This is a genomic window from Roseateles sp. P1_C6 (assembly GCF_056406315.1).
The window spans coordinates 57,902-84,801 of record NZ_JBFUAK010000006.1; the positions used below are offsets into that span (position 1 = coordinate 57,902).

Annotated in this window: 24 protein-coding genes; 5 read left to right on the forward strand and 19 right to left on the reverse strand. The window is 68.6% G+C overall.

Annotated features, from left to right (window positions below; all coding sequences use genetic code 11):
- Window positions 1-64: 64 nt before the first annotated feature.
- From AC1D29_RS14290 to AC1D29_RS14305, 4 genes are all read right to left on the reverse strand, one after another.
- Complete coding sequence (locus tag AC1D29_RS14290) at window positions 65-1,315, reverse strand: hypothetical protein (protein ID WP_477898420.1); 1,251 nt, start codon at window positions 1,313-1,315, stop codon at window positions 65-67.
- A gap of 151 nt (window positions 1,316-1,466) precedes the next feature.
- Window positions 1,467-1,691 (reverse strand): hypothetical protein, encoded by a 225-nt coding sequence (locus tag AC1D29_RS14295; protein WP_477898422.1) that lies wholly within the window; start codon window positions 1,689-1,691, stop codon window positions 1,467-1,469.
- A gap of 138 nt (window positions 1,692-1,829) precedes the next feature.
- The gene (locus AC1D29_RS14300; protein ID WP_477898424.1) at window positions 1,830-3,803 is read right to left on the reverse strand and encodes an alpha/beta hydrolase family protein; all 1,974 of its coding nucleotides are present in this window, start codon (window positions 3,801-3,803) and stop codon (window positions 1,830-1,832) included.
- 31 nt (window positions 3,804-3,834) lie between these two features.
- Window positions 3,835-5,850: an alpha/beta hydrolase family protein gene (locus AC1D29_RS14305; protein WP_477898426.1), complete on the reverse strand. Its 2,016-nt coding sequence runs from the start codon at window positions 5,848-5,850 to the stop codon at window positions 3,835-3,837.
- 76 nt (window positions 5,851-5,926) lie between these two features.
- Here AC1D29_RS14305 and uvrA point away from each other — a divergent pair, with 76 nt between their 5' ends.
- Complete coding sequence (gene uvrA, locus AC1D29_RS14310) at window positions 5,927-8,839, forward strand: excinuclease ABC subunit UvrA (protein ID WP_477898428.1); 2,913 nt, start codon at window positions 5,927-5,929, stop codon at window positions 8,837-8,839.
- 7 nt (window positions 8,840-8,846) lie between these two features.
- On the opposite strand, the gene AC1D29_RS14315 is transcribed toward uvrA, so the two are convergent.
- Window positions 8,847-9,674 carry an MHFG family PEP-CTERM protein gene (locus AC1D29_RS14315; RefSeq protein WP_477898430.1) on the reverse strand — a complete coding sequence of 276 codons (828 nt, stop codon included), beginning with the start codon at window positions 9,672-9,674 and terminating at the stop codon, window positions 8,847-8,849.
- Between the two features lie 219 nt (window positions 9,675-9,893).
- On the opposite strand from AC1D29_RS14315, the gene AC1D29_RS14320 reads away from it, so the two are divergent.
- Window positions 9,894-10,286, forward strand: a complete 393-nt coding sequence (locus tag AC1D29_RS14320) for a response regulator (protein WP_477898432.1) — start codon at window positions 9,894-9,896, stop codon at window positions 10,284-10,286.
- Window positions 10,287-10,319: 33 nt separating this feature from the next.
- Here the strand turns inward: AC1D29_RS14320 and AC1D29_RS14325 are convergent, their stop codons facing one another.
- The 8 genes from AC1D29_RS14325 to AC1D29_RS14360 all read right to left on the reverse strand — a co-directional run bounded on the left by AC1D29_RS14325 (window position 10,320) and on the right by AC1D29_RS14360 (window position 17,281).
- Entirely contained in the window at window positions 10,320-10,778 is a 459-nt protein-coding gene (locus AC1D29_RS14325; RefSeq protein ID WP_477898434.1) for a hypothetical protein, read from the reverse strand.
- Between the two features lie 86 nt (window positions 10,779-10,864).
- On the reverse strand, window positions 10,865-11,293 hold the full coding sequence (locus AC1D29_RS14330) for an SWIB/MDM2 domain-containing protein (RefSeq protein WP_477898436.1): 429 nt from the start codon (window positions 11,291-11,293) through the stop codon (window positions 10,865-10,867).
- A gap of 210 nt (window positions 11,294-11,503) precedes the next feature.
- Window positions 11,504-12,049: a cytochrome b/b6 domain-containing protein gene (locus tag AC1D29_RS14335; RefSeq protein WP_477898438.1), complete on the reverse strand. Its 546-nt coding sequence runs from the start codon at window positions 12,047-12,049 to the stop codon at window positions 11,504-11,506.
- A gap of 3 nt (window positions 12,050-12,052) precedes the next feature.
- Window positions 12,053-12,337: a PepSY domain-containing protein gene (locus tag AC1D29_RS14340; protein WP_477898440.1), complete on the reverse strand. Its 285-nt coding sequence runs from the start codon at window positions 12,335-12,337 to the stop codon at window positions 12,053-12,055.
- Complete coding sequence (locus AC1D29_RS14345) at window positions 12,334-13,467, reverse strand: alpha-hydroxy acid oxidase (protein ID WP_477898442.1); 1,134 nt, start codon at window positions 13,465-13,467, stop codon at window positions 12,334-12,336. Before AC1D29_RS14345 ends, AC1D29_RS14340 begins: the two co-directional genes overlap by 4 nt.
- Window positions 13,464-14,147: a Fe2+-dependent dioxygenase gene (locus AC1D29_RS14350; protein ID WP_477898444.1), complete on the reverse strand. Its 684-nt coding sequence runs from the start codon at window positions 14,145-14,147 to the stop codon at window positions 13,464-13,466. The genes AC1D29_RS14345 and AC1D29_RS14350 overlap by 4 nt, the downstream gene beginning before the upstream one ends.
- Window positions 14,148-14,169: 22 nt before the next feature.
- The gene (locus AC1D29_RS14355; protein ID WP_477898446.1) at window positions 14,170-16,437 is read right to left on the reverse strand and encodes a TonB-dependent receptor; all 2,268 of its coding nucleotides are present in this window, start codon (window positions 16,435-16,437) and stop codon (window positions 14,170-14,172) included.
- A 94-nt stretch (window positions 16,438-16,531) separates the two neighbouring features.
- Window positions 16,532-17,281 carry an energy transducer TonB gene (locus AC1D29_RS14360; RefSeq protein WP_477898448.1) on the reverse strand — a complete coding sequence of 250 codons (750 nt, stop codon included), beginning with the start codon at window positions 17,279-17,281 and terminating at the stop codon, window positions 16,532-16,534.
- 135 nt (window positions 17,282-17,416) lie between these two features.
- On the opposite strand from AC1D29_RS14360, the gene AC1D29_RS14365 reads away from it, so the two are divergent.
- Window positions 17,417-17,770, forward strand: coding sequence for a phage holin family protein (locus tag AC1D29_RS14365; RefSeq protein ID WP_477898450.1), 354 nt, complete (start codon window positions 17,417-17,419; stop codon window positions 17,768-17,770).
- Here AC1D29_RS14365 and AC1D29_RS14370 read toward each other — a convergent pair.
- Window positions 17,767-18,396, reverse strand: a complete 630-nt coding sequence (locus AC1D29_RS14370; protein ID WP_477898452.1) for a TetR/AcrR family transcriptional regulator — start codon at window positions 18,394-18,396, stop codon at window positions 17,767-17,769. The two genes, AC1D29_RS14365 and AC1D29_RS14370, sit on opposite strands and share 4 nt — an antisense overlap.
- Window positions 18,397-18,465: 69 nt before the next feature.
- Here AC1D29_RS14370 and AC1D29_RS14375 point away from each other — a divergent pair, with 69 nt between their 5' ends.
- Complete coding sequence (locus tag AC1D29_RS14375; protein ID WP_477898454.1) at window positions 18,466-19,107, forward strand: glutathione binding-like protein; 642 nt, start codon at window positions 18,466-18,468, stop codon at window positions 19,105-19,107.
- On the opposite strand, the gene AC1D29_RS14380 is transcribed toward AC1D29_RS14375, so the two are convergent.
- Complete coding sequence (locus AC1D29_RS14380; RefSeq protein ID WP_477898456.1) at window positions 19,104-20,708, reverse strand: M48 family metalloprotease; 1,605 nt, start codon at window positions 20,706-20,708, stop codon at window positions 19,104-19,106. The two genes, AC1D29_RS14375 and AC1D29_RS14380, sit on opposite strands and share 4 nt — an antisense overlap.
- A 74-nt stretch (window positions 20,709-20,782) precedes the next feature.
- Between AC1D29_RS14380 and moaC the strand changes: the two genes are divergently transcribed.
- Window positions 20,783-21,271: a cyclic pyranopterin monophosphate synthase MoaC gene (gene moaC / locus AC1D29_RS14385; RefSeq protein WP_477898458.1), complete on the forward strand. Its 489-nt coding sequence runs from the start codon at window positions 20,783-20,785 to the stop codon at window positions 21,269-21,271.
- Here the strand turns inward: moaC and AC1D29_RS14390 are convergent.
- The 4 genes from AC1D29_RS14390 to AC1D29_RS14405 are packed head-to-tail and all read right to left on the reverse strand — an operon-like array spanning window position 21,263 to window position 26,827.
- On the reverse strand, window positions 21,263-22,999 hold the full coding sequence (locus tag AC1D29_RS14390; protein ID WP_477898460.1) for a PglL family O-oligosaccharyltransferase: 1,737 nt from the start codon (window positions 22,997-22,999) through the stop codon (window positions 21,263-21,265). The two genes, moaC and AC1D29_RS14390, sit on opposite strands and share 9 nt — an antisense overlap.
- A gap of 29 nt (window positions 23,000-23,028) precedes the next feature.
- Window positions 23,029-24,606 (reverse strand): NAD(P)/FAD-dependent oxidoreductase, encoded by a 1,578-nt coding sequence (locus AC1D29_RS14395; RefSeq protein ID WP_477898462.1) that lies wholly within the window; start codon window positions 24,604-24,606, stop codon window positions 23,029-23,031.
- Window positions 24,607-24,615: 9 nt separating this feature from the next.
- Window positions 24,616-25,008, reverse strand: a complete 393-nt coding sequence (locus tag AC1D29_RS14400; protein ID WP_477898464.1) for a GtrA family protein — start codon at window positions 25,006-25,008, stop codon at window positions 24,616-24,618.
- A 1-nt stretch (window position 25,009) separates the two neighbouring features.
- Window positions 25,010-26,827 carry a DUF2339 domain-containing protein gene (locus AC1D29_RS14405; RefSeq protein WP_477898466.1) on the reverse strand — a complete coding sequence of 606 codons (1,818 nt, stop codon included), beginning with the start codon at window positions 26,825-26,827 and terminating at the stop codon, window positions 25,010-25,012.
- Window positions 26,828-26,900: the final 73 nt, after the last annotated feature.

Genomic DNA, 26,900 nt, shown 5'->3' on the forward strand with positions numbered 1-26,900 from the left:
ACACCCAATGAAACAAGCCGTTTTGGAGGCCTTGCTCTAAGGCCTTGTCGCCCTCAGCCCTTCGTCAACCTTGCAGCGGCGTGAAATCGGTGTCCGCCACCGTGCGCGGCGCGTCGGGCGGCAGGTCTTCCTCGCGCAGGCCCAGGTAGATGGGCTCGCCGTTGCGGCGGTGGATGTTGATTTTGGCGTTGTAGACGCGGTGGATCAGGCCGTGCTTGTCGGCGATCTGGTATTCGCTGATGCCCCACAGGCCGGTCGCGTCACGGCGACCGGTCAGGTAGCAGGCGATCTCGTCGACCTCGGAGCCGGCGAGCTTCAGCCCGTTCAGGCTGCGCAGCGGTGCGCGCGTGCGCTCGACGAAGTCCAGGCTGTCGATGCGCACGTCGGCGCCGCTGGCCTCGTCGTGCATCAGCGTGTTGAACTTGCCGACCAGGATCTGGCCCGGCTGGGCGTTGTCGATCATGCGCGCCAGCTCGATGGTGACCTGGCCGACCAGGTAGCTGAACGACGTCGGGTTCAGGCCTTCGGACTGGTAGAACTCGTAGTGCGAGCCGACGTGAAAGCAGGCGCGCAGGCGCGGCACCGACTCGGGTCGCGTCGCGCGCTCCTGGGCCAACGCGTTGTCGGCCAGGATGAACTGCATCAGCTGGTACAGCTCGACATTGGCCTCGATGCCGCGCATGCGGTTCCAGATGTAGAAGCCGTCGCCCGTCGTCGTGCGCGCGAAGTTGATGTTGATCTCGCGGTCCAGCAGCTTGGCGTAGGCGGCGTTCACCGAGCAGGACAGGCTGTTCAGCTGCACGACCTGCTGCAGCGGCGTCAGCAGCGAGAAGCCGACGGCGTCGAACAGGATGACGGCGCGGTCCTCGACGAGGCGGATGCCGTAGCGCGCCGCGACGGCCGCGATCAGCGGCAGGCCCAGGCCGCGCTCGGGCGCGAAGGGCAGCTCGATGAGCAGCGGCGCGACGCCCAGCGCAGCGGCGACGGCGTCGAAGGCATGGGTGTCGAGGTGCTCCTGGTTGGACAGCAGCTTGTCCAGCAGCCGTGCGCGGCGCGTCAGCTCGGCCGGCGCCAGCGTGCCGTCGCCGAGCGCGAACTCGGTCAGCATCGGGTGCGGCGCAACGAGCACGCGCAAGCCGCGCGCCTCGGGCGTCCAGGCATAGATGAGGTTGTCACCCAGGTTCCACAACGCGTACAGCGCCTGGTCCAGCAGGATGATGTTCTCGCGCAGTTGGCTTTCGCTCAGGCCGGCCGGCGCGGGGTAGGCCATGAAGCCATCCAGCCAGGACCGGCGTTTGGGCAGCTCTTCTTTCACAAGCGGGCTCCGATGAAGAAGCCCGATTGTCTTTCAGAGCTGTGTCAAAGCGTTGCGCCAAGCCGACTCGGCGGCGCAGCGGTGGCCACCGGCCTGCTGCGCCGGCGACTCGGCTCGGGGGTTCGTCGTCAGGGACATCGTCATGGAGGGCTCAGGCGCGGCGGGCCGTGACGGTCACGCGGGGCAGCTGAGCGATCTCGCGGGTGGCGTAGCCGGTGACGACGACTCGCGGCAGCTGGGCAACTTCCTGCGTGGCCTTGCCGGTGACGACGACGCGCGGCAGGGTCTTGACTTCCTGGGGGGCGGCGCTGGCGGCGAAGGCGCTGAACGCGAAGGCGGCGACGGCGGCGGCTTGGATCAGGACGGTGGTCTTCATGATGCTTCCTTTGGGTGTCTGCACAGCGGGATTGCTGTGTCGATGGAAACAGTTTCGTCACCGGACCCAGGCGCCGCCAGGGCGCTGCGATGAAGCGTCAGAGCCGCGCCGCCAGCTGCAGGCGGCGCGGATGAACGGTCAGTTGCCGGGGGGCAGATGCCGGGCCAGGAAGCGTTCCACGCGGCCCCAGAAGTCCTCGTTGGACTTCAGCTCGAGCCAGCCATGGCCTTCGTCGGGATAGACCACCCATTCCAGGTCCTGCCCGGGCCGCAGCGCCGCCTTGAACTCGGTGCCGTGCTTGATGGGCACGCGGCGGTCTTCGCCACCATAGGCGACCAGCAGCGGCATCTTGATCTCGCGGGCGCGCTGCAGCGGCGACGTGGCCTTGAAGCGCTCCGCGTCGGCCACGGGGTCGCCGATGAGGTTCTTCATGCCGTAGTTCCTCCACTCGTCCGAAGCGTCGCTCCAGTGGATGCTGGACAGCAGTTCGAGGTCGGTGACGCCCACCCACGAGATGGCGCAGCGGAACAGGTCGCCCTGCTTGACGGCGCCCATCAGCGCCGCATAGCCGCCGTAGCTGGCGCCGGCGATGCACACGCGCTTGGGGTCCACCCAGCCTTGCTTGACGGCCCATGCCAGCGTGTCGGCCAGGTCGTCCTGCATGGCCAGGCCCCATTGCGCCCAGCCGGCGCGGAAGTGCGTCCAGCCATAGCCGGTGCTGCCGCGGAACTCGGGCTCCAGCACGACATAGCCGCGGGTGGCCAGGAACTGGGCCTGCGCCTCCCAGGCCCAGTGCGTGCCGCGCACGTTGGGCCCGCCATGCACCAGCACGACGGCCGGCCGCGCCCCTTGTGCCTTGCCCGGCGGCTGGGTGACCAGCACGGGCAGCTCCAGCTTGTCGCGCGCGGGGATGCGATAGACGTCGCGCTGGCCCATCTCGGCCGCCTTGATCTCGGGCCGCAGTGCGGCAATGGCCTGCAGACTCTTGTCCGCCGGCTTGTAGAGGAAGTACAGCGGCGGCTGCTGATCGGACAGCGCCGTGACGACGATGTACTTGGCATCCAGGCAGCGGCTGCACTCGATCTGGTTGGCCGTGCCGGGCAGCTTGGCGTCGATGTCGGCCTGCATGGCCTTCATGGTGGGGTCGTACCAGGCGCTGCCGGGGGCGTCGGTCTCGAACTGCATACCCAGCAGGCGCTGGCTGGGCGCGTCGACGATCAGCCGGCCGTTGAAGTCATAGCCCTTCAGGTTCAGCAGTGGCTGGGCCTCGGCTTTCAAGGTCTCGGCATTGACGTTGAACAGCGCCGTATGGCCCTGGTAGCTCTGCAGCGCCAGCATCTCGCCCTTGGCGCCAAACCAGTAGGGCTCCGCATGCGCGTCGTAGTAGCTCTTCAGCTCCTGCCACAGCTTCCAGCGGCCGTCGGGCTGGCGCAGGAAGATCTTGCTGCCGCCGCCCTGATAGGACGTGACGGCGCGCGGCTCGCCCTGCCCGTCGGTCACCCAGTCGTTGATGTTGGGCGGCAGGCCGTCGTTCAGGTTGCGCAGTGCGCCATTGCGCGTGTTGAGCCGGGACATCTGCACGCCGACGGACTCCGGCTCGGACGCCCAGCGGTGCCGCATGACCAGGACTTCGTCGCCGCCGGCCGCCACCGTGCTGTGGAAGCGCCAGTTGCCCTCCAGCCGGCGATCGTTGATCGTCGTGGACGTGGCGTCCTTGGGGCCGAAGTGGCTGATGATGAGCTGGCGGAAGGCGCTGCCGTCGCGGTCCACGGCCCAAAGGCCGGGGGCGATGACCTCCTGCGTGCCGTCCTGCGGGCTGCGGGCCTGCAGCACCAGCCGGTCCTCGTTGACCCAATGGTGGCCGGTGATGTCGACGTTGCTGAAGCCGGCGACGACCTTGCCGGGCTGCATGGTCTCCAGGTCGATGACGGCCAAGCGCACCCGCCCACCCTGGCCGGCCGTCAGGATGGCCAGATAGCGCCCGCTCGGGCTGAGCTTGGGCGCCTGGACGGCAGGGGTCTTGAAGAAGTCGGCGATGGGTGGCGGCGCGGCCGTGGCGGTCTGCGCCAGGCCCGCCAGCAGCGTGGCGGCGATGATCAGTCGTCGAATCATGGGTTCCTCCCTCTGGCCCTCGTGGGGCGTTTCACTTGGGCGCAGTCGCGCCGATGTTTCGCGCCAGGAAGCGCTCGACGCGCCCCCAGAAGTCTTCATGGGTCTTCAGGTCGAACCAGCCATGGCCTTCGTCGGGATAGACGACCCATTCGACATCCTGGTCCGGGCGCAGCGCGGCTTTCATGTCTGTGCCATGCTGCATGGGCACCCGGTAGTCGCTGCCGCCATAGGCCATCAGCAGCGGCATGCGGATTTCCTTCGCGCGCTGCAGTGGCGAGGTTTTCTTCATCTGCTCGGCGTCGGTGTCGGGGTCGGCAACGAGACGCTTCATGCCGTAGCGTTGCCATTCCTCGGAGATGCCGTTCCACTGGATGCTGGACATCAGCCCGATGTCGGTGACGCCGACCCAGTTGATGGCGCACTTGAAGAGGTCGCCTTGGGTGACGGCGCCCATCATGGCCGCGTAGCCGCCGTAGCTGGCACCCGCGATGCAGGCGCGCTTGGGGTCGGCCCAGCCCTGCTTGACGGCCCAGGCCAGCGTGTCGGCGATATCGTCCTGCATCGCCAGGCCCCACTGCTTCCAGCCGGCCTGGAAATGCCGGAAGCCGTAGCCGGTGCTGCCGCGGAATTCCGGTTCGAGCACCAGGTAGCCACGGCTGGCCAGGAACTGCGCGTCGGGCTCCCAGGCCCAGTGCGTGCCGCGCAGGTAGGGGCCACCGTGCACCAGCACGACGACGGGCCGCGCCTGTTTGCCGACGCCACCCGCCGGTTGCGTGACGAGCACGGGCAGCTCCAGCCCGTCGCGGGCCTTGATGCGGTGGTAGTCGCGCTGGCCCATGTCCTGCACGCGGATGTCGGGGCGCTGGCTGGACAGAGGCTGCAGCTGCTTGTTGGCCGGCTTGTACGTGTAGTAGATGGGTGGGTGTTGGTCGGACAGCGCCGTGACAACAAGGTGCGTGGCGTTCAGGCAGCGCCGGCATTCGATCTGGTTGACGCTGCCGGGCAGCTTGGCATCGATGTCGGCCTGAAGGGCTTTCATCGTTGCGTCCAGCCACACGGTGCCGGGTGCTTCCGTCTCGTGGCGCAGGCCCAGCAGGCGCCGGGCGTCTGGGTCGAACAGCAACTCGCCCTGGTAGTCGTAGCCCTTGAACGTGATCAGCGGCTCGGCCTCGCGCTGCTGGGTCTTCGGGTCGAGCTGGAACACCGCCTCGAAGCCCTGCCAGCCGTCCAGCACCAAGGTCTGTCCGTCGGGCCCGAACCAGTAAGGCTTGAAAGTGCCGCCGGTGTAGGCGTCGTCCTCTTTCCAGAGCTTCCAGCGGCCGTCCGCTTCGCGCAGGTAATGGCGGTTGCGACCGTTGGACGCGGCCGACACCGCGCGTGGCTCGCCGCGCCAGTCCATGGTCCAGTCATAGACGTAGTCCGGCAGGCCTTCGCTGAGGTTGCGCAGCCGTCCGGTGACGGTATCCAGGCGGCTCATCTGCTCGCCCGGGGCATCGCTGTCACCGCGCCACAGCGGGTAGCGGGCGACGAATATTTCGTTGCTGTCGCCAGGTACCACCCCGGCGAAGTGGTGGTTGATGTCCAGCCGCCGCTCGCCCGGGCGGGTGGTTTCGTTGCTGAGATGGCGCGAGACGCTGTCGATCAGCTGCCGGTAGCCGGTGGCATCACGGTTCACCGCCCACACGCCGGTCGAGAAGATGACGGTCTTGCCGTCTGGCGCCGTGCCAGCGCGGAATACCAGCCGGTCTTCGCTGACCCAGTCGTGGCTCACGATGTCCACGTCCTGGAAGCCGGCGACGATCTTGGGCGGCGCCATGGCCTGCAGGTCGATGACGGCCAGCAGCGCGCGGTCGTTGGCACCGACCGCCTGGATCGCGAGGTAGCGACCGCTGGGGCTCAGCCGTGGCTGGCGCACGGCCGGTTTCTTGAAGAACGCCGCGATGGGTGGTGGTGCCGCCGGAGCCTGCGCGGCGGCCGGTGCGTTGGCGACCGCCCCGCCCAGCGCGGTCGCCAGCGTGACGAGCACCGTGCGCAATGTCGTCCTCATCGGGACCTCCCTGTCGGTGTTTGGACGCGCTGGATTCTGGCCGCCTATCATGGCCGGTTCGCTTGTGAAAACTGCCATGGCGCCTCCTGATTTGCCCCAGTCCTCTGCTCCGCCCGAGTCGAAGTTCATCCGCGTGCGCGGTGCGCGTACCCACAACCTGAAAAACATCGACGTCGACCTGCCGCGCCACGCGCTGGTGGTCATCACGGGGCTGTCCGGCTCGGGCAAGTCGTCGCTGGCCTTCGACACGCTGTATGCCGAGGGCCAGCGGCGTTATGTCGAAAGCCTGTCCAGCTACGCCCGCCAGTTCCTGCAGCTGATGGACAAGCCGGACGTGGATGTCATCGAGGGTTTGTCGCCCGCGATCTCCATCGAGCAGAAGGCGACGTCGCACAACCCGCGCTCCACGGTCGGCACGGTCACCGAGATCCACGACTACCTGCGCCTGCTGTATGCCCGCGCCGGCACGCCGTTCTGCCCGGACCACCACCTGCCGCTGGAGGCGCAGTCGGTCAGCCAGATGGTGGATGCCGTGCTGGCCATGCCCGACGAGTCCAAGCTGATGCTGCTCGCACCCGTCGTGCGCGACCGCAAGGGCGAGTTCGTCGAGCTGTTCCAGGAGCTGCAGGCGCAGGGCTATGTGCGCTTCCGTGTCGACGGCGCCACGGTGGAGGCGCCCGAGATCCCGGCGCTGAAGAAGGCGGAGAAGCACGACATCGACGTCGTCATCGACCGCGTCAAGCTGCGCGCCGACGCGCAGGACCAGCTGCGCCAGCGGCTGGCCGAGAGCTTCGAGGCGGCGCTGCGCCTGGCCGAGGGCCGCGCGCTGGTGCTGAACATGGACAGCGACCAGACCACGTTGTTCTCCAGCAAGTTCGCCTGCCCGGTGTGCTCCTACTCGCTGCCCGAGCTGGAGCCCCGCCTGTTCTCGTTCAACTCGCCGGTGGGCGCCTGCCCCAGCTGCGAGGGCCTGGGCCAGGTCACCGTGTTCGACCCGGACCGGGTGGTCGCCTTCCCGACGCTGAGCCTGGCCAGCGGTGCGGTCAAGGGCTGGGACCGGCGCAACCCGTACACGTTCTCGCTGCTGGAATCGGTCGCGGCGCATTACAAGTTCGACGTCGAGGCGCCGTGGGAGAGCCTGCCCGAGACGGCCCGGCAGGTGCTGCTGCGCGGCTCGGGCGAGGAGGACATCAGCTTCCTGTACCAGGCCGAGACGGCCTCCGGCAAGAAGCGCCAGGTCAAGCGCCAGCACCCTTTCGAAGGCATCCTGCCCAACCTGCAGCGGCGCTACAAGGAGACGGATTCGGCCGCGGTGCGCGAGGACCTGGCCCGCTACATGGCCGCCAAGCCCTGCCCGTCCTGCGAGGGCTCGCGCCTGCGCCGCGAGGCCCGTCACGTGGTGCTGCAACCCGCCGACGCGCCGGAAGGCTTCAAGGGCCGGCCCATCTACGAGGTGGAGCATTCGACGCTGCGCGAATGCCTGGACTATTTCGAAGGGCTCAAGCTCAAGGGCAACAAGGCCGAGATCGGCGACAAGGTCGTGCGCGAGATCGCGTCACGGCTGCGCTTCCTGAACGACGTGGGCCTGAACTACCTGAGCCTGGACCGCAGCGCCGACACGCTGTCGGGCGGCGAGGCGCAGCGCATCCGGCTGGCCAGCCAGATTGGCTCGGGTCTGACCGGCGTCATGTATGTGCTGGACGAGCCCAGCATCGGCCTGCACCAGCGCGACAACGACCGGCTCATCGCCACGCTGCGGCGGCTGCGCGACCTGGGCAACTCGGTGCTGGTGGTGGAGCATGACGAGGACGCCATCCGCGCGGCCGACTGGGTGCTGGACCTGGGCCCCGGCGCGGGCGTGCATGGCGGCCGCATCATGTCCCAGGGCACGCCCGACCAGGTGGCGGCCGACCCCAACTCGCTGACCGGGCGCTACCTGAGCGGCGCCGCGCGCATCGAGGTGCCGACCGAGCGCCACAAGGCGACGGACGACGCGCGGCTGCGCATCGTCAACGCGCGCGGCAACAACCTGAAGGGTGTGACGGTCGAGATCCCGGTGGGCCTGTTCACCTGCGTGACCGGTGTGTCCGGCTCGGGCAAGAGCACGCTGGTCAACGACACGCTCTATGCGGCCGTCGCCAAGAAGCTGTACCAGAGCCATGCCGACCCGGCCGCGCACGACGAGATCGAGGGCCTGGACGCCTTCGACAAGGTGATCAACGTCGACCAGTCGCCCATCGGCCGCACGCCGCGTTCCAACCCGGCGACATACACGGGCCTGTTCACGCCCATCCGCGAGCTGTTCGCCGAGATGAACACGGCCAAGGAGCGCGGCTACGGGCCCGGGCGCTTCAGCTTCAACGTGGCCGGCGGCCGCTGCGAGGCCTGCCAGGGTGATGGCGTGCTGAAGGTGGAGATGCATTTCCTGCCCGACGTCTACGTGCCCTGCGACGTCTGCCACGGCAAGCGCTACAACCGCGAGACGCTGGAGGTGCTCTACAAGGGCAAGAACATCACCGACGTGCTGAACATGACGGTGGAGGACGCCTTCCAGCTCTTCAACGCCGTGCCCGCGCTGGCGCGCAAGCTGCAGACGCTGCTGGATGTGGGCCTGGGCTATGTGAAGCTGGGCCAGAGCGCCACGACCTTGTCCGGTGGCGAGGCGCAGCGCGTGAAGCTGGCGCTGGAACTCTCCAAGCGCGACACCGGCCGTACGCTCTACATCCTGGACGAGCCCACCACCGGCCTGCACTTCGCCGACATCAAGCTGCTGATGAAGGTGCTGCACCAGCTGCGCGACGCGGGCAACACCATCGTCGTCATCGAGCACAACCTGGACGTCATCAAGACGGCCGACTGGCTCATCGACATGGGGCCGGAAGGCGGTTCGGGCGGCGGCACGCTGCTGGTGGCCGGCACGCCGGAGGACGTGGCGGCCTGCGAGGCCAGCCACACGGGGCGCTATCTGGCGCCTTTGCTCAAACGCTGATCAGACGTCAGCGACGCTGGCGCGCGCGAAAGCCGATGACCAGCAGGCCGGCCGCGATCATGGCCCAGGTGCCGGGCTCCGGCACGGCCGGCGTGACACCCGGCAGGCCCGGGTTGGATTCGGCCGTGCGCACCGTGCCCGGCGGTAGGGCCGGCATGCCCAGGTTGACCAGCGACGGCAGGTTGCCGCTGCCGCCGGCGACCTGCGGGCCGGGCGCCGAGCCACCGAGCAGGCCGGCGCTGCCACCCTGGGCGGGCGCGCCACCGGCGGCCAGTGCCGACATGCCCGACTGCTGCGCGAAGCTGTCCGGCGCCGCGGCGGCCATCGGGCCGGCGGCCGGCGCTTCGAACTCCAGCGGGCTGTTGTCTTCGCCCGCGCGTGCCGAGGAGGCGACGTTGGCGGCCTGGCTGGGCGCCGCGGCGGCTGGCTTGTCCAGGCGGCGGATGCGGCTCACGTTGCGGCAGACGGTGGGCACCAGGATGCACTGGCCGTCCTCGCAGTAGACGAGGCCGCGCTCCTGCGTCGTCGCCGTCCACTTGGCGCGGGTGACCGTCTGGCAGACGGCGCCGGGGCCGAAATGCATGTCGCGGATCTCCGGCGCGTACTCGGCCTTGCCCTTGATGGCGTCGCGTTCGATGACGGCGATGTCGTCATAGCTGCGCGCCTTCATGCGCGCCTTCAGCTTCTCGCGCGTCGCTGCCGGGATGTCCTTGTAGCGATCCACGGCCGCAATGACGTCGCCCATGAACGGGTTGACGCCCGGGCGGTCCCAGCTGCACTGGGGCAGCGTGGAGCCGGCGGAGACGGCGAGGGCGAGGGTGGCGATCAGGGACATCGGGAGCCCGGAAAAACGTCGCGCCCGAACCAGGGCGCATGGGACCTAGTATTAGGGGGATCTAGGGTTTTTCCGCGTTGAAGACCCCCGAGGATGGGGTGAGGCCGCGGTGAGATAAGTCACACATCGGGCTGAAAACGATTGCCCCTGCCGCCTGGCCGGGGCGGGTGGGCATTGCTGCTATCGTGCCGACCGCCGTACCTGCCCCCCGATCCCGCCATGCCCGACCGCGCCGCACCGCTGGTGCTTTACGTCGAAGACGACCGCATCCACCTGATCCTGATGGAGGAGGTCTTTCGGCTGCTGCCGGGCTGGGCCTTGCGCTGCGCCGAGACCGGCCAGGAGGGCTTGACGGCCCTGGCCGAGGCCCGACCCGACCTGGTGCTGGTCGACATGAACCTGCCCGACATGACGGGGCTGGAGCTGGTGCGGCGCGTGCGCGCCGACGTCGCGCTCAGCGCCACGCTGGCCGGCACGCGCTGGGTGGCCCTGTCGGCGGACGACCCCAGCGACGTGGTGCGCGCGGCGCGCGAGGCCGGCTTCGACGACTACTGGCTCAAGCCTATCGACGTGCCGCTGCTGCAGGCCGGGCTGCGCAAGCTGCTGGGCTGAGACGCCGCAGCGAGGCCAGCTCGGCGGCCGACGCTAGCGGGCGTCGATGACGTAGCTGCCGCGCGGCAGACCGCGCCAGCGGACTTCCACACCGAACTTGGCGACGCAGGCCGCCACGGCGCCACCCGGCGGCACCTCCCAGCGCGGCGCGATGACGATGCGGTTGCCCTTCACCTCGCGGTCGGCGGACACCAGCACGTGGCCCGGCGGCAGGAGCTCCCAGACCTCGACTTTCAGCTCGCCGGCTTCGCTCCATTGCTGGCGCGTGTAGTAGCGCTGCTTGCCGTCCGGCCAGGCAGGCATGCCCGAGCCCGGCGGATCGCCGGCGTTGCCGCAGTCCCGCAACAGCGGCTTCACGTCGGGGTCGCGCAGCTCGCCCGGCCAGCGGCTGCTGTGAGGCATGACGGCCAAGGCAATCAGCGCGACGAATACCGCGAAGCCCAGCAGCGTGAGGAGCTTCTCGAGGCGACGTCGTTCGGCAACGTCTGGCATGGTTGGGCAGGCGCGATGCCTCGCGCCATAAAAAAAAGCCCGGACGGTGCCGGGCTTGTTTGAGGAGCCGCTTGCGCGGCGCCGCATCACTTCAGGTGGCTGTTGATCAGCTTGGTCATCTCGAACATGTCGGCCTTGGCCTTGCCGAAGATTTCCTTCAGCTTGGCATCGGCGTTGATGACGCGCTTCTGCAGCTCATCCTGCAGCTTGTTCTTCTTGATGTACTCCCAGACCTTCTTGGTCACGTCGGTGCGCGGCAGCGGGGCTGCGCCGACGATGGCGGCCAGGGCCGCGCTGGGGGTCAGGGCCTTCATGAAGGCGGCGTTGGGCGTGCGCTTCTTGGCGGGTGCAGCGGCCTTCTTGGCCGGCGCAGCTGCCTTCTTCGCAGGCGCAGCGGCCTTCTTGGCCGGCGCCGCCGCCTTCTTGGCGGGCGCTGCCGCCTTCTTCGCCGGTGCGGCGGCCTTCTTTGCCGGTGCCGCCTTCTTCGCGGGCGCGGCCTTCTTCGCAGTTGCCATGTCGATTCACTCCATCAAAGGTTGTTGATGTGCCGGGTCTGGGTGAAGGCCGCGTAAGCCTTCAATACTCGCTAGCACCCTGCGGCGGCGATGGTACTGCGCTCCATGGAGGAATAGAAGGCTTTCTCCCAGGAGGAAACGCGTATCTCCCCAGGAAACATCGGGGTTGTCGCGGCCTTGCGTCAAACGAGGCCCTTCGCAGCGGTGATCTCAGGCGATGTCGTCCGCTTCGGGCGCGCGTTTCCTGCCGCTGAACATCGCGCCGACGAGGTTCTCGCGATGCCGCCAGCTGGCCATCACGACGCCGCCCAGATGGCCCACGACCAAGGTTGCGATCAGCCATGCGAGCGCGGCGTGCAGGTCCGACAACCATTCGTAGCCCCACAGCCAGTCGGTCGTGTAAAGCCAGCCGGTGGCGGTGACGGCGAAGGCCGTGCCCCACAGCAGCAGCACCATCCAGCCGCCCAAGGGGTTATGGCCGACATAGCGCGGCTCCCGGCCCGAGCGCATCGCGCGGGCGTAGGCCAGCACGGCGCGCGGGCTGCGCACGAACTGCGCGAGGCGCGCGTAGCGGCTGCCCGTGAAGCCCCAGATCAGCCGCAGCAGCACCACAGCGCCGGCCACGTAGCCGGCGCTGTGGTGCACGTCGTCGAACTGCCGGGGCGGCCAGTGGCCGCTGATCCAGGCGGTCGCGACGGCGGCGGCGAGCGTCCAGTGCAGCGCGCGGACGAGCGCGTCCCAGACGCGGATGCGCACGGCTTACTTCGCAGCCGGCTGCTCGCCCTCGGGGTAGACGCGCTCGAAGCTCTTCGGATGGAAGAAGGCCTCGGCCTTCTTGCCGGTGGCGTCGAAGCCGTAGACCTCGTAGCAGCCGTTGTAGTTCTGCACCTTGCGGACCTTCCAGCCTTCGCCTTCGAGCTTCTTCTGCAGTTCCATCTGCGGCTTCTTCTCTTCCTTGGGCACGGCGGGGCAGGAGACGTTGCCGTGGGCGAAGGCGGCGCCGGCGGTGGCGGCGAGCAGGGTGCTGATGAGCAGGTGTTTCATCGGGGAGTCCTATCGGAGAAGGTGCCGGGCCAGAGCAGCGCCGGGCCGGCGTCGGCGAGAGTCTTGCAGCCGGAGAGCGCCATCGCGATCTCCAGTTCGTCGCGCAGCAGGCGCAGCGCGTGGGCCACGCCCAGCGCGCCGCTGGCGGCCAGTGCGTGCACGTACGGGCGGCCCAGCAGCACGGCGTTGGCGCCCAGGGCGATGGCCTTGAGCACATCGGTGCCGCGGCGGATGCCGCCGTCGACCAGCAGTAGCACGTTCGGGCCCAGCGCCGCGCGCAGCGGCGGCAGCAGCTCGGCGCTGGCAGGCAGCGTGTCCAGCGTGCGGCCCCCGTGGTTGGAGACGATGAAGCCGGTGACGCCGCGGGCCAGCGCCTCGCGCGCGTCGTCGGCGCGCGTGAGGCCCTTCAGCAGCAACGGCAGCCGGCTCTCGGCGCGCAGCCAGTCGACCTCGCGCCAGGTCGCGGCACGCGGCATCAAGCCGTCGAACAGCACGCTCTGGCCGGGCTGCAGGTTGAGCGGCTTCTTCAGGCCGCCGAGGTTCACGGCGCGGATGTCCTCGGGCAGCTTGAAGCCGATGCGGCGCTCACGGTCGCGCGCGCCGTGCACGGGCGCGTCGACGGTCAGCACCAGGGCCTGGTAGCCGGCGGCTTCGATGCGGTGCAGCAGCGCGCGCATGAAGTCGCGGTCGTCGCGCCAGTAGAGCTGGAACCACAGCGGGCCGGCAGCCGCGTCGCCCAGCATGGGCGCGGCGACGGCCTCCATGTCGACGCTGGCTTGGGCGCTGAGGATGAGGCCAGCCTCCTGCGCGGCGGCAGCGTGGGCGACGGCCAGCTCGCCGTCGGCGTGGAAGAGGCGCTGGTAGGCGATGGGTGCCAGCAGGATGGGATGCAGCAGTTCGCGGCCGAGCAGCGTCGTGCGGGTGTGGCCGCCGGACAGGTCGCGCAGCACGCGGGGGTGGAGCTTGATGGCGTCCCAGGCGCTGCGGTTGGCGCGCAGCGTCAGTTCGTCGGCGGCGCCGCCGTTCAGGTAGGCCCAGGCGTTGGCGTCGAGGCGGGCCTGGGCGGGCGCTTCGAAGTCGGCCAGATTGGCCAGGCCCTCGGGCAGGGCCTCGATGGCCGGCGTATTCACGTGTCCGCCCACATGCGCAGCAGGTTGTGATACGTGCCGGTCAGCTGCACCAGCTCGGGCGTCTCGCCCAGTTCACCGCGCAGCCGCATCAGGCTCATGTCCATCTCGTACAGCAGGCGGCGCTGCTCGTCGGCGCGCACCATGCTCTCGATCCAGAAGAAGCTGGCCAGGCGTTCGCCACGCGTGACGGGCTCGACGCGGTGCACGCTGGTGCCGGGGTAGACGACCAGATCGCCGGCCGCGAGCTTGACGCGCTGTTCGCCGAATGTGGTGTCGATGACCAGTTCGCCGCCGTCATAGTCGCTCGGCTCGCTGAGGAACAGCGTGCAGGAGATGTCCGTGCGCACGCGCTGCACGCCGCCGGGCAGGTAGCGCACGGCCTGGTCGACATGGCTGCCGTAGGCATTGCTGGCACCAGCGTAGCGGTTGAACAGCGGCGGCAGCACGCGCTTGGGGAGGGTCGCGGAGAAGAACAGAGGGTGCTTCTCAAGCGACTGCAGCACCAGCGCCTGCAAGGCCTGGTGCTGCTCGCTGCCGGCGGGCAACTGCTGGTTGTTCTTGACCTGCGCGGCCTGGCGGCCGGCGGTCGTGCGGCCATCGGCCCAGGAGGCCGCGGCCAGCAGTTCGCGCGCCCGCGCCAGGGCTGCGGTGTCGAGGATCTGCGGGATCTTCAGCAGCATGGCGCGGGGCGGGTCTCCAGGGTCAGAACTTGTACGTGCCCGTCATCGTGACGATGCGGCCCTTGCCCGGGATGTAGTGACCGGTGTAGAGCGAATCGGCGTAGAGCTTGTTGGCCACATTGTCGACGTTGAGGCGGAACAGCAGCGCGTCCTCGATGACCGTGTACTCGGCCATCAGGTTGGCGACGACGAACTTGGGCGCGTAGATGCCGGGGTTGCGGTTGGGCTGCTGACCGCTGCGGGCGTTGAAGCCGCCGCCGACGCGCCATTGCGGTGTGATCTTGTAGGTCGTCCACAGGCTGCCGGAGTACCTGGGCGTCAGCGAGGGGCGATCACCCTGCATCTCGCCGCTGTTGGCCGACGAGATGTCGATGTTGGCGACCGGCATCCACGTGAAGCTGCCGAAGATCTCCCAATCGGGCGTGATGCGGCCGGTGATGTCGACGTCCACGCCCGAGGCGTGGCGCTTGCCGGACAGCGTGATGACGTTGGTGTTCAGCGGGTCGGTGTTGCGCTCGTGCAGCTTGGTGGCGCGGAAGATGCCGAAGCGCGTCGTCAGCTTGCCGTCGGCCGAGTCGATCTGGCCGCCCAGTTCCAGGTTGATGGACTTCTCGGGCGGGATGCCCTGGTTGGCCGAGCTCAGCGAATAGGTGTCGCCCGAGGTGTTGAAGGCCGTGGCCGCCAGGAAGTGGAAGGATAGGCGCTCGTTAGGCTGGAACAGCACGGCGGCTCGCTGGCTCCATTCCGAGATCTTCATCTGGTAGGGCGTCGCCGTGACCGGCGTGGCGGCGTTGGTCGGCACCGTGTACTGGTTGTAGTCGCCGTTGAGCTTGTCGTAGCGCAGGCCGGCCACGACCTTCCACATCGGCGCAACCTGGATGAGGTCTTGCACGTAGGCGCCAAAGCCCTTGGAGACGTAGTCGTTGTTGGTGCGGAAGCTGCGCAGGCCTTCGTTGATGGACGCGCCATCGTTGGGCGTGCCGACCGTGGTGTTGGGCTTGGCCGGCACGATGCCGCCCTGGGCGGCCAGGATGTCGGTGTAGACCTGTTTCTTCTCCTGCGAGAAGTCCGCACCGGTCATCACGTGGTGGTTCATGCCGGCGGCCTTGAACTTGGCGCTCAGGTCGCTCTGCACGGTGACGGTCTGCATGTCCTGCACCTTGAGCTGCTTGCCGCGGGTGAGCACGGTGTTGGGACCGAAGGTGGCCAGGCTGGCAGCGATGCCGCCGGGTTGCTGGGACGCGGCCGCAAAGCGCACGGTGCCGGCGCGCTGGTCACGCGTGTATGACGCGTAGCGGGCCTTGGTGACCAGTTCGACGTCGGGGCTGAAGCGGTGCGTGTGCTGGCCCATCACGTAGGTGGCCGAGCCCTTGTTGCGGTCGCTGGCCATGCCGTAGTAGGCGGTGGGGTCCAGCGGCAGCAGCTCGGTCGTGACCGCGGCACCCGCCGTCGGCCGGATCCACGGCATGCCGTAGTTCATGCCGTTCTCGTTCTGCAGCGCGTACAGCGTGACGGCGAACTCGTCGTCCTCGCCGATGCCGGTGCGCACCGAGCCGGCCAGGCCGGCCTTGTTGATCATGGTGCCGGCACCGTCGTTGTCGCCGCGGTTGACCATGGTGCCGATGCGCCAGGCCGTCGTCTCGCCAGAGCGGCGGTTGAAGTCGCCGACCGCGCGGAACTGCGAGTGGCTGCCGACGCTGACGTTGATCTCGTTCTGGTCGGCCAGCAGGGCCTGCTTGGTGACCTGGTTGACCGCGCCACCGCTGGAGCCGCGGCCGAACATCAGCGCGCCGGAGCCGCGCAGCAGCTCGATCTTGTCGAGGAAGAAGGTGTCGCGATCGTAGAACGCCGGGTCGCGCATGCCGTCGATGAAGATGTCGCCGGTGCTCTGCAGCGAGATGCCGTGGATCTTGATGTCTTCCTCGCCGCCTTCGGCGGCCTGGAAGGTGATGCCGGCGGTGTTCTTCAGCACTTCCTTGACGTTGTCGAGGTTGCGGTCGTCGATGAGCTTCTCGGTGACGACGGTCAGCGATTGCGGGATGTCGCGGATGTCCTGCTTGCCCTTGCCGATGCGCGTCTCGGTGGCCTGGTAGCCGTCCTTGCCCTGCGGCTCGGCGCTGGCCTTGGCGCGCACGACGGGCAGCACGCTTTCTTCCTTGGCGGGCGCCTTCTGTGCGGGGGCGGTCTGGGCCAGCGCGGCCGAGGCCATGCCGAAGCCGGCGGCCAGCGCACCCAGGGGCAACAGCAGGGCCGGGGCCTTCGCCTTGTTCGATTTGTTCTTGCGGGACATGGAACTCTCCGATGGATCGTGAATGGGCATGGCTTTGCCCACGACGGCATCGGGAGCCGCCCACGGCATGGCTAGTTGGGAAACGGGAAAGAGGTCAGCGGTCGACTTCGTAGGACATCGGCGTGATGACCTCCCACTCGACGGGCTGGCCGTTTTCGGTCTGCGGCACGAAGCGGGCGCTGCGCATGTCCTGCAGCGCCTGCTCGTCCAGGCGGGCGAAGCCGGACGATTTCGCCAGCGTGATGTCGCGCGGCAGGCCGCGCACGTCGACGATGACGCGCAGGTGCACGATGCCGGACTCGCGCAGCCGCTTGGACATCAGCGGCACGGTCATGCGCGGCTCCTTCAGGTAACGCACCGCGCTGGCCGGGATCTGCTTGATGGCCGGCGTGGGTGGTGGCACCACCGGGATGATGACCGGCGCGGGCGCCGTCTGCACCACCGCGGGCGTCGGCGGGGGCGGCGGCAGCGCGGCGACCACGAGGGACGGTGCGGGCGCGGCGGCGATCGCGATCAGCGGCGGCTCGATGAAGGTCTGCGCCGGCGTCTGCAGCTGCGGCATGGGCACAGGCGTGGGTGGCAGCGGCTTGGGTGGCTCGGCCGGCGCGATCAGGCGCACCACCACCGGCGCGACGCGCGCCACCGTCCGGCGCACATCCTGCAGCTGGCTCAGCCCCCACAGCACCAGCACGTGCAGCACGACGATGGCCGCGGCCAGCAGGCGGTGCCGGCCCCAGCCCGACGTCTCGACATAGTTGGGCCGTGGCCGCGCCGGCACGACGGCGAGCCGAGCAGGCGCGGCGGCGACCGGTGTGGGAGCAACGAAGGCGAGGGCGGACTTCAAGGGCAGGACGAGATGACGACGGGGCGGGCTCAAGCAAAAATATTAACACGAATGCGAACGATTCCTATTTGAGGAATGGGCGTTGCGGCGGTGGCGCCACACAGGGGCAGGTCCCCGCCCGATATGCTGAGCCCCATGAAGACACTCACTCGTTGGCTGCTGCTGGCTGGCGCGCTGCTGCTGGTCGCCCACCTCTACCCTGGCGTCGTGGTGACCAGCTTCACCTCCGCGCTGATCGCGGCCCTGGTGCTGGGCCTGCTGAACACGCTGCTGCGGCCCATCCTCGTGCTGCTGACGCTGCCAGTGACGGTGCTGAGCCTCGGGCTCTTCCTGTTCATCATCAACGCGCTGATGTTCTGGGCCGCCGCTTCCCTGCTGGACGGCCTGGCCGTGACCGGCTTCTGGGCCGCGTTGATCGGCTCGCTGATCTACAGCCTGTGCGGCATGGTCATCGACGTCGTCGTCGAGCGCATGTTCCCGGGCGATTAAGCGCAGACGATCTCGACCCCGGCCGCCGCCAGCGCGGCCAGCTCCGCGCGCGCATCGCCGGCGCGGGCGCGCAGCGCCATCGAATGCAGCACGGCCGAGGCGAGCTGCGCCCGCATCGCGACATCGGTGCCGGCCGGCAGTTCGCCCGCGTCGGCCGCCAGCCGAAGCCGCGTCTCGAAGGCCGCCGTGAAGCCGCGCAGCGAATCGCCCAGCGCCTGGCGGATCGCCTCGTCCCGCGGTGCCTCGGTGGCGGCCGTGCCGATCAGCAGGCAGCCGCGCGCGGCCGCGTCGGCGGGGCAGTAGAGCTGCAGCGCCAGCTCGTAGACGCGCGACAGCCCGTCGCGCAGCGAGCGCCCTTGCAGTGCCGCCGCGATGGCCGCGTTGGACTGCTCGGTATACAGCCGCAGCGCCTGCAGGTACAGCGCGTGCTTGTCGCCGAAGGCGCCGTACAGGCTGGGGCGGTTCAAGCCGGTGGCGGCGCTGAGGTCGTCCATCGACGTGGCCGCGTAGCCGCGCTGCCAGAAGGCCAGCGTTGCGTTGGCCAGCGTGGCCTCGGTGTCGAAGCTGCGCGGCCGGCCGCGCGGCCGGCGCGCCGGTGCGCCCTCGTCTTCAGATTTGTGTACCACAATGAATGAAATTAATTGACGCCGTTGATTTCTGTTCAATATAGTACAGAAACACTGTTGGAGACCGAGATGGAGTTGTTCTTTTCCCCGATGGCCTGTTCGCTGGCGAGCCGCATCGTGCTGTACGAGGTGGGCGAGCAGGCGCGCGCCGAGGTGAGATTCACGCAGGTCGACAAGGCCAAGCGCACGGATGACGGGCGCGACTACTGGCAGATCAACGCGATGGGCCAGGTGCCCGCGCTGCGCACGCAAGAGGGCTGGCTGCTGACTGAGAACCCGGCGGTGCTGCAATACCTCGCCGAGGCCTGGCCGCAAGCCGACCTGTTGCCCGCCGATGCCCAGGCGCGTGCCCGTGTGCGCCAGTGGCTGGGCTTCATCGGCACCGAGCTGCACAAGGCGGTGTTCGTGCCGCTGCTGGACGACAAGGCCGGCGTCGAGGTCAAGGCCTATTCGATGGCCAAGGTGGCGCTGCGGCTGGCCGCGCTAGAGGCGCACCTGCAGCAGCATGAACACCTGGAAGGCGGCTACGGCATTGCCGACATCTACCTGGCCGTCGTGCTGAACTGGGCGCCCTATGCCGGCGTGGACCTGGGCGCCTGGCCGGCCGTGAAGGCCTTCCACCGCCGCATCAACCAGCGCGAGGCGGTGGCGCGCGCCACGCGCGAGGAGTTCGCGCTGTACCAGGAAGAGCAGCGGCTGCGCGCGGCCTAGTTCGGCAGCTCGACGTCCGGCGGGATGTAGCGGCCGCGGTAGATCTCGCCGAGGATGGACTGGCGCTCGTAGACCAGCGTGCGCAGCCGGGCATCGATGACCGAGGCTTCGACCTGGTCGGCGTCACGCCCGCGCGACTGGCGCAGGCCCGAGCGCAGCCGGTCGATGGCACCGTTCAGGTCACCGGCGGCGGCGCGCGTCTCGGCCTGGGCGCGCACGGCGCGCAGCGGCTGGCCCAGCTTCTCCCAGATGAGCGCCAGCTGGGACCAGGCCAGCGCATCGTGCGGGTCCAGGCTGACATGGGTCTGCAGTGCGTCCGCGGCGTCGCGCAAGGCGGGGCCTGCGGTCGCCGCCGGGCCTGCGGCCAGCGCCAGGCCGACGCGCTGCAGCAGCATGGGTCGTGACTTCTCGCCCTGCAATTGGTCCAGCGCCGCGATGCCGTCGGCGGGCCGGCCGCGTGCCTGGGCCAGCTCGGCGCGCAGATAGACCAACAACCGCTGGGCGGCGGCGGTCTCGGTGGGGCTGGGGCTGATCAGCTGCAGCGTCAATTCGGCGCTGCGCAGCGAGGCCTCGGCGCGTTCGAAGTTGCGCAGCTTGATGGACGACAGAGCGGCCGCGTAGCGAGCGCCGAGCTGCTCGTAGCCGCCCGCGTCCTTGACGCTGCGTGCGCCGCTGTCGTAGTTCTCCAGCACCTTCCAGGCGTCCACGCGCGGGTCCATCAGCACGCGCGAGCGTGCCGCCATCAGCGCATGCTCGGCCAGGCCGCGCGGGCGTGAGAAGGGCTCCAGTGCCAGGCGGGTGCGCGCGTCGCCGATGCGCTCGCTGGTCAGCGGGTGGGAGCGCAGGTACGGGTAGGCGCCGTTGTCCATCAGGTGGTAGGCCTGTTCCATGCGTTCGAACATGCCCACCATGCCGCTGCCGGCAAAGCCGGCTTCGACCAGCACGTTGAAGCCGACGCGGTCGGCCTCGCGCTCCATGTCGCGCGAGAAGTTCAGCGACAGCTGCGTGGCCGCGGCCTGGCCGCCGATGATGCCGGCGTTGGCCATGTCGATGTTGCCGCGCGACGCGGCCAGGATGCCCAGCAGCAGGCCGGCGACGGCGACCATGCTGTTGCGCGACTCGCCGGCGATGCGGCGCGCGATGTGGCGCTGCGTGATGTGCGACAGCTCGTGTGCCAGCACCGAGGCCAGCTCGTCGCGCGACGTCGTCATCGCGATCAGGCCCAGGTGCGTGCCGACGAAGCCGCCCGGCAGCGCGAAGGCGTTGACGCTCTTGTCGCGCACGAGGAAGGGCTCCCACGCGAAGCGCGCCTGCGTCTCGTCGCCGATGTGGCCCAGCTTGCGGCCGGCGTTGACGAGCGGCGTCCAGATGCCCTCCAGGTACTCCTGCAGCAGCGGGTCCAGCACGTAGTCGGGGTCGATGCGGATCTGTCGCATGACCTGGTCGCCGAGCCGGCGTTCGGCGCCGACGTCGAGGTCTTGCGAGACCGAATCGCCGAGCGCCGGCAGGTTGACCTGGGCGTTCAGCGGGGCGCCGGGCAACAGCAGGCTGGCCGCGGTGAGCAGGCTGAGCAGGGAACGGGAAGCGAGGGACTTCTTCATCGAACAGGAACTCCGGCCGGCAGCAGCCGGCTGTCTATGATGCCCGCAACTCGGTTTCCTGTTTGTTTCCAGGCATGACGACATCTCTGACGCACTTCGATGCCCAGGGCCAGGCCCACATGGTGGACGTGTCGGCCAAGGCTGAGACGCACCGCGTCGCCGTCGCCGCCGGCGAGATCCGCATGAAGCCCGAAACCTTCGCGCTGATCGCCAGCGGCACGGCCAAGAAGGGCGATGTGCTGGGCGTCGCACGCATCGCGGCCATCCAGGGCGCCAAGCGCTGCGCCGATCTCGTGCCGCTGTGCCACCCGCTGCCAATCACGCGCGTGGCCGTGGACTTCGACCTCGACGCCGCTGGCAGCCGCGTGCTGTGCCGCGCCCAGGTCGAGACGCTGGGCCGCACGGGCGTCGAGATGGAGGCGCTGTGCGCCGTGCAGGTGGGCCTGCTGACCATCTACGACATGTGCAAGGCCGCCGACCGCGGCATGGTCATCGGCAACGTCCGGGTGCTGGAGAAGCAGGGCGGCAAGAGCGGCGATTGGCGCGCGGGCGGCTCAGCGTAGCGTCCGCCAGTCGATGACGGCCGAGGCTGCCTGGCACTGCGGCACGGCGGCCGAGTCTGCGTCGGCGCAGCGCGCGAACCAGGTCTGGCCCGTCGGGTTGCGGAATTCGCGCAGGCGGTCGGCGAGGTAGCGCGCGCCTTCGATGTCGCCGGTGGATTCGAGCGATCGCGACCAATGCATCAGCAAGCGGGCGTCGATCAGGCTGAATGCGGTGCGCCGTGCGGCGGCCAGCGCATAGGGGCCTGGCGCCATGCTGGTGGCCGCGGCGTAGTCGGCTTGATGACTGAACAGCAACGAGTGCTGGCCGGTGACGATGCGCTCGCCCAGCGGCACGGCGTCTTCGTGCGGCGAGTAGATGGCGACGATGTGCTGATAGTCCCAGACGGCCACGGCACTGCCCGCCACCAACAGGCCACCGAGCAGCCGCCAGGGGCCGGGGGCGGGCTTTGCACTGTGGCCGGGCTGCGCGACCGGCAGTGCAAGGCCCAGCGCGAAACAGGCCGGCAGCAGGAAATAGGCATACCAGAGCGGGTACTCGAGCAGGCTGTGCAGGCCGATGGTCAGCACCAGCATCAGCGCGGCGCGACGCAGCGGCGCGTCGTCCTCGGCCCGCAGCGCCCCGCGCCAGGCGTGCCACAGCGCCCAGCCGAGCAGCGCCAGCACGGTGCCGGCCCACGGCAGGCCCAGCTCGACGGCAAGCTGTGAGGGCAGGTTGTGGGTGTGGTCGAAGAAGGCGATGGGACGGGTCGGGAAGGGCGTCAGGCTCCACGCGAAATTGAACTCACCCCAACCGACGCCAAGCAACGGGTTGGCCAGGGTCAACGCCCAGGCGTCGTGTAGGATGGCCATGCGCGACGGCGAGCCGGCACCCTCCGAGAGACGCGAGGCCGCGCCGAAGGCATGACCGCCCTCGGACCAGATCGACATCAGCCACCAGCTGACGGCCAGCATCAGCGGCGTGGCCAGCAGCCCAAGGCGTGCGCCGCGTGACAGCTTGCGGTCGACGAGGCCCCAGATCGCCAGCATCGCGATACCGATGAAGCCTGTGCGCGAGGCGCTCAGCACGACCGTGAAGACGAAGGCGAACAGCAGCGGCGACAAGGCCGCGCGCCAGCCGCGCTTCTCGGTGATGAAGACGGCGGCCACGGCGGCCCACATCATCAGGCTGGCGAGGTGGTTGGGCTGGCGCAGGTTGCCGACCGCGCGGCCGACGATGCCCGAGCGCGCGATGATGCTGCCATCGGCCATGGCGGGCGCGAAGACCTGGATGAGGCTGATGGCGACGCTGAGCAGGCCGGTGGCGAGCAGGCCCCAGCACAACGCTTCCGCGGCCTGACTGCGCGAATCCCGCGACAGGCCTTGTGCCAGCAGCAGCACCGCCAGACCTGCGCCGATGATGGCCGTGGCGCCCAGGCCGAGCGACAGTGGCAGCGAGCGCCAGACGACCGAGCTCATCGGCGCGACGAGCAGCAAAGCGAGAGCAGCCGCAGCGGGGCTCTTCAGGCCGGCACGCCAACCGGGTGTGGCGCGTGCCAAAAACATCAGCGCGGCGCCCCATCCGGCGAGGGCCAGCAGCTGGTTGTAGAGCGTCGCCGCCGGCGTCTGGTTGTAGGCCAGCAGCGGCGGGAGCGCTGCAGCGACCGCGAGCGACAACGCGAGGGCTGGGGCGAAGGTCGGGGCGGGCCGGGGCAGCGTTGCCCCGCCAAGGGCGGAGGTCTGGGTCGACATGGGCGCGCATGATGGCATGGGCCTGCCATTCAGCCCTTCGTTGCCGCTTCCTCGTGGTAGTCGTCGTCGATGTTGACGGCCCAGATCGCGTCGCGGCCGGCACCACCCTTCATGATGGCCTGCGCCGCCAAGCGGGCGGACAGCATGGAGTGATCCTGGTTGTTGTAGCGGTGCATGCCGTTGCGGCCGCACAGGAACAGGTTGTCCAGGCCATCGAGCCAGCCGCGCAGCTCGTCGAACCGTTCGAATGCCGCGCCGAAATAGCCCGGGTAGGCCTTGGGCTGGCGCAGCACCGTCGCGTCGAGCAGCTCAGCCTCGTCGGCCAGGCCCAGCTGCTGCATCTCGCGCACGGCCAGGGCCTTCAACGCTTCGTCATTCATGGCCCACAGCGCATCGTCATCGCGGGCAAAGAACTCCAACCCCAGCCAGACCGTGTCGGGGTCGGCCACCATGTAGGGGCTCCAGTTGTTGAAGACTTGCAGGCGGCCCACCTTCACACCGGGCTCCTGGATGTAGATCCAGTTGTCGCTGACATGGCGCGCCTTGCCGGACACCTTGGGGCTCATGCGGCGGTACAGCAGGCCCACGGTGATGAAGTCGCGGTACTCAAGGCCCGACGCGATGGACAAGGTCGGGGCGTCCGGTGCCGGGCGCAGCGCCTGCGCGAGCTCGCGGATGGGCATCGTCGAGACGACGGCGCTGGCGTCGACGCTCTGGTGCTGGCCCTGCGCATCGCGCGCGACGACGCGCTCGACGCGCTTTTCCTGGCGGTGGATTTCGTCCACGGTCCAGCCGCGCAGCAGCCGCCCGCCGCGCCGCTCGAACTCTGCAGCGGCCGTCTCCCACATCTGGCCGGGGCCGTACTTGGGATAGAGAAAGCTTTCGATCAGCGAGGTGTGCTGGGTGTCGGTCTTGCCCGACACGATCTTCTTCAACGCCTGCTTGGCGGCGCTGCCGATGGACAGGCTCTTGATGCGCTGTGCGCCCCAATCCGCGCTGATCTCGCGGCAGGGCACGCCCCAGACCTTCTCGGTGTAGTCCCTGAAAAACTGCCGGTAGAGCTGGCGGCCGAAACGGTTGATGAAGAAGTCTTCCAGCGTCCGCTCGGGCTGGATGGGGCTGGCTGCAGCGGCCATGTAGCTGCCGGCGAACTGCAGGCAGCGCAACGGCCCCATCTTGCGAACGAGGTCCAGGCCAGGCTTGAGTGGGTAGTCGAAGAACTGGCCGCCGAAGTAGATGCGCGACTGGCGACTGCGGATCAGCATGACCGAGTCGTCGGCCTCGCTGGCCGTGGCCGCGTGACCACCCAGCAGCCGTTCCTGCCCCTGGTAGGCCAGGCGCGCATCGCCGTTGCCGTGAGCCGGCTTGGCGACGGGCAGCACGTCGCGCCACCAGTCCATCACCCAGTCGGACTTGGAGAAGAAGCGGTGACCGCCGATGTCGATGCGGTTGCCCTTGTAGTTGACCGTCTTGGAGATGCCGCCGATGGCGTCGGTCGCCTCCAGGATCGTCACTTGCGGGTAGCCGGCGCGCAGCAGTTCGAGGCCGGCGGTCAGGCCGGCGGGGCCGGCGCCGATGATGAGGGTGCTGCGATCGTTGGTGGCCATGGGCCGACTTCAGGCGTTGGAGCGCGAAAAGAGCAATGTCTTGCGCAGAGTGAAATTGAAGCCGAATACACCGGCCGCAGACATGAGCTTGGCCGCCAATGGAGGGGCGTTCAGCAGCGCAAGCCAGACCCACAACGATAGGTGGGTCAGCAGCAGCCCGGCTCCGCCTATCAGCCCGTACATCACGAACTCGGCGCGTCGGTCGGTCAGTCGGTGCTGGCGGAACACGAATAGCGTGCTGCCGCCGTAGCTGACGAGCAAGCCGATGCTGAAACCGAGCGTTGCTGCCCAGAACCATGGCAGACCCCCGTTCAGGCCGAGCAGGAAGAGGCTGACATCGGCCGCCAGCGCCGCTGCGCTGAGCAGTCCGTAGAACAACAGCTCGCGTGGCAATGAGGGCATGTCAGTGGCGAGCAGCCGTGGGGGAGCCGAGCTGGGTGCAGGAGTACAGGCGCAACGCGACGTTGCCTACGGTCGCGGTGCTCAACGGCGGGATGGACAAGGCTTGTTCAAAGATCAAGTAGTCCGGCCGCACTGGGCCTGCGCAAAGCTGATGCAGCCGGGCGAGGTTTGGCGTCGGGCAGCCAGCCAGCTGGGGGGGGGAGTTGCTGAAGAATGCGCTGGTCTCGCAGCGTTCGAAATCATCGCGGATTGCTTCATAGGCGGCACGACGCGGTGCCATAAGCTCTGCTGTCGCACGGTTGAATAGCATGCCCGCACCCTGCTGGCGGTTGTAGTGGCTGGCCCGCTGTATGAGGCCCCAGGTGCCGGCCAATTGCTCAGGCCAGAAGACGCTTGCGTCGACGGGTATTTGTGAGGCGAACGGCGTTGGCGTGGACGCGGATTCAATCGCGCGATCGAGTGCGTCGCGCCTGTCCCATAGCGTCACGGCCGCGACAAGTCCCAGCAGACTCAGTGCGAGTCCCGCGCGCCGCCATGGTGCGCTGTGCGGCCACCAGCATAAGGCTAAGCCGGCGAACGCGAACGTGAGCAGGGGTGCGGTGATGACGTGACTCGCAATATCAAGCATCGGCCAGGTCGGCGGCCGCCAGTGCAAGCGATCCAGCTCCAGCCATAGCCTCATGCCGGCTAACGCCAGCAGCAGCACGCCAGAGAAGGCGACCGCGACAGTCGTCACATGGGGCGACACGCGCAGACCTCGCGATGCGGCCCAGATCAGCAAGACCCAGCCCACGAGCAATGGCGCCGTATAGGGGCTGCCAGCGTGGTTGCTCATCACCGCCAGCGCCAGCAGTGCCGCGCCAAGCCGCGTCAAGCCGCCTCGCTGCCACGTCTGCCAAATCAGGTAGGGCGCCAGCACCGTCGCCAGCAGATGCGTAAGCCATAGAATTCGCCATGGCTGCAACTGTGTCAGCAGCACGGAGTGCAACAGATCGGTGCCCACAGCGTGGACCGTCAGCAGGCCCACCGTGGCCACCACCACGACCTGCAGCAACTTGCGACCTTCATTTGGCAACCAGTAGCCGCGCGCGACTACTGCTAACAACGCAGTGTCGGTCAACAACGTCAACGCGTCTGACAGGGTCCAGTTGGATAGGACGACCTGCACGTTGGCTCCGTACACCTGGGACCACCAGAATGGGTCGTACACGGCGGTCACGGCTTTCAGCGTGATGACGCCGGCTTGCACTAGCGCGGCGGTGGCCAAGGGGAGCGCTATCAACAGCAGCCAGCGGCGATCGCGTTGCACCGCCAGCAGCCAAGTGACGACAAGGCCTGGCAACGCCATTAAAGGGTGAAACAGCGCAGCGGCTAGTTGCCATAGTGTCCCGAGCAGCAACTGGCCGCGAGCGAGCGGCAGCAGACTGGCCAGCACCAGCGGTTCGGCCAGACTGCGTGCGGTCAGAGAATTCTCCGTCACGCTGAACTTGCGCAGCCCACCGTACAACGGCGACATAACGGCCAGCGCCAGCAGACCCCAGATGGGTGCCAGACCCCAGCGGCGCGACAGCTGCCAGACGACGCATGCCGACGCCAGCAGGCCGATCAATAACAGCGTTTGGTGCGTGAATGCAGGGCCGACGATGCGATACAGCGGTGCCAGCAGCAGCGAATAGGCAGAGAACGTGTCCTGCGACCCCCCCGAGAAAAATGGGTCGGCGCTCAGCCCTGGTACCAGGCTGCGGCGCAGGGCTTGACCGAAGTAGAGCACCCCATCGTGGCGTATTCCTTCGTAAGGCCGGGCCAGGAGCAGCAGCATCAGCGCAGCCAGTACGCTGGGGGAGGGCAGTCGTCGCAAGAGAGCGGACATCGGATTCGGGGGGCAAAGAAAA

Coding starts and splice junctions, on each gene's coding strand:
- AC1D29_RS14295 (WP_477898422.1), bottom strand. CDS start 1,691: ATGAAGACCACCGTCCTGATCCAAGCCGCCGCCGTCGCCGCCTTCGCG.
- AC1D29_RS14300 (WP_477898424.1), bottom strand. CDS start 3,803: ATGATTCGACGACTGATCATCGCCGCCACGCTGCTGGCGGGCCTGGCG.
- AC1D29_RS14305 (WP_477898426.1), bottom strand. CDS start 5,850: ATGAGGACGACATTGCGCACGGTGCTCGTCACGCTGGCGACCGCGCTG.
- uvrA (WP_477898428.1), top strand. CDS start 5,927: ATGGCGCCTCCTGATTTGCCCCAGTCCTCTGCTCCGCCCGAGTCGAAG.
- AC1D29_RS14315 (WP_477898430.1), bottom strand. CDS start 9,674: ATGTCCCTGATCGCCACCCTCGCCCTCGCCGTCTCCGCCGGCTCCACG.
- AC1D29_RS14320 (WP_477898432.1), top strand. CDS start 9,894: ATGCCCGACCGCGCCGCACCGCTGGTGCTTTACGTCGAAGACGACCGC.
- AC1D29_RS14325 (WP_477898434.1), bottom strand. CDS start 10,778: ATGCCAGACGTTGCCGAACGACGTCGCCTCGAGAAGCTCCTCACGCTG.
- AC1D29_RS14330 (WP_477898436.1), bottom strand. CDS start 11,293: ATGGCAACTGCGAAGAAGGCCGCGCCCGCGAAGAAGGCGGCACCGGCA.
- AC1D29_RS14340 (WP_477898440.1), bottom strand. CDS start 12,337: ATGAAACACCTGCTCATCAGCACCCTGCTCGCCGCCACCGCCGGCGCC.
- AC1D29_RS14350 (WP_477898444.1), bottom strand. CDS start 14,147: ATGCTGCTGAAGATCCCGCAGATCCTCGACACCGCAGCCCTGGCGCGG.
- AC1D29_RS14355 (WP_477898446.1), bottom strand. CDS start 16,437: ATGTCCCGCAAGAACAAATCGAACAAGGCGAAGGCCCCGGCCCTGCTG.
- AC1D29_RS14365 (WP_477898450.1), top strand. CDS start 17,417: ATGAAGACACTCACTCGTTGGCTGCTGCTGGCTGGCGCGCTGCTGCTG.
- AC1D29_RS14375 (WP_477898454.1), top strand. CDS start 18,466: ATGGAGTTGTTCTTTTCCCCGATGGCCTGTTCGCTGGCGAGCCGCATC.
- AC1D29_RS14380 (WP_477898456.1), bottom strand. CDS start 20,708: ATGAAGAAGTCCCTCGCTTCCCGTTCCCTGCTCAGCCTGCTCACCGCG.
- moaC (WP_477898458.1), top strand. CDS start 20,783: ATGACGACATCTCTGACGCACTTCGATGCCCAGGGCCAGGCCCACATG.
- AC1D29_RS14390 (WP_477898460.1), bottom strand. CDS start 22,999: ATGTCGACCCAGACCTCCGCCCTTGGCGGGGCAACGCTGCCCCGGCCC.
- AC1D29_RS14395 (WP_477898462.1), bottom strand. CDS start 24,606: ATGGCCACCAACGATCGCAGCACCCTCATCATCGGCGCCGGCCCCGCC.
- AC1D29_RS14400 (WP_477898464.1), bottom strand. CDS start 25,008: ATGCCCTCATTGCCACGCGAGCTGTTGTTCTACGGACTGCTCAGCGCA.
- AC1D29_RS14405 (WP_477898466.1), bottom strand. CDS start 26,827: ATGCTGCTGCTCCTGGCCCGGCCTTACGAAGGAATACGCCACGATGGG.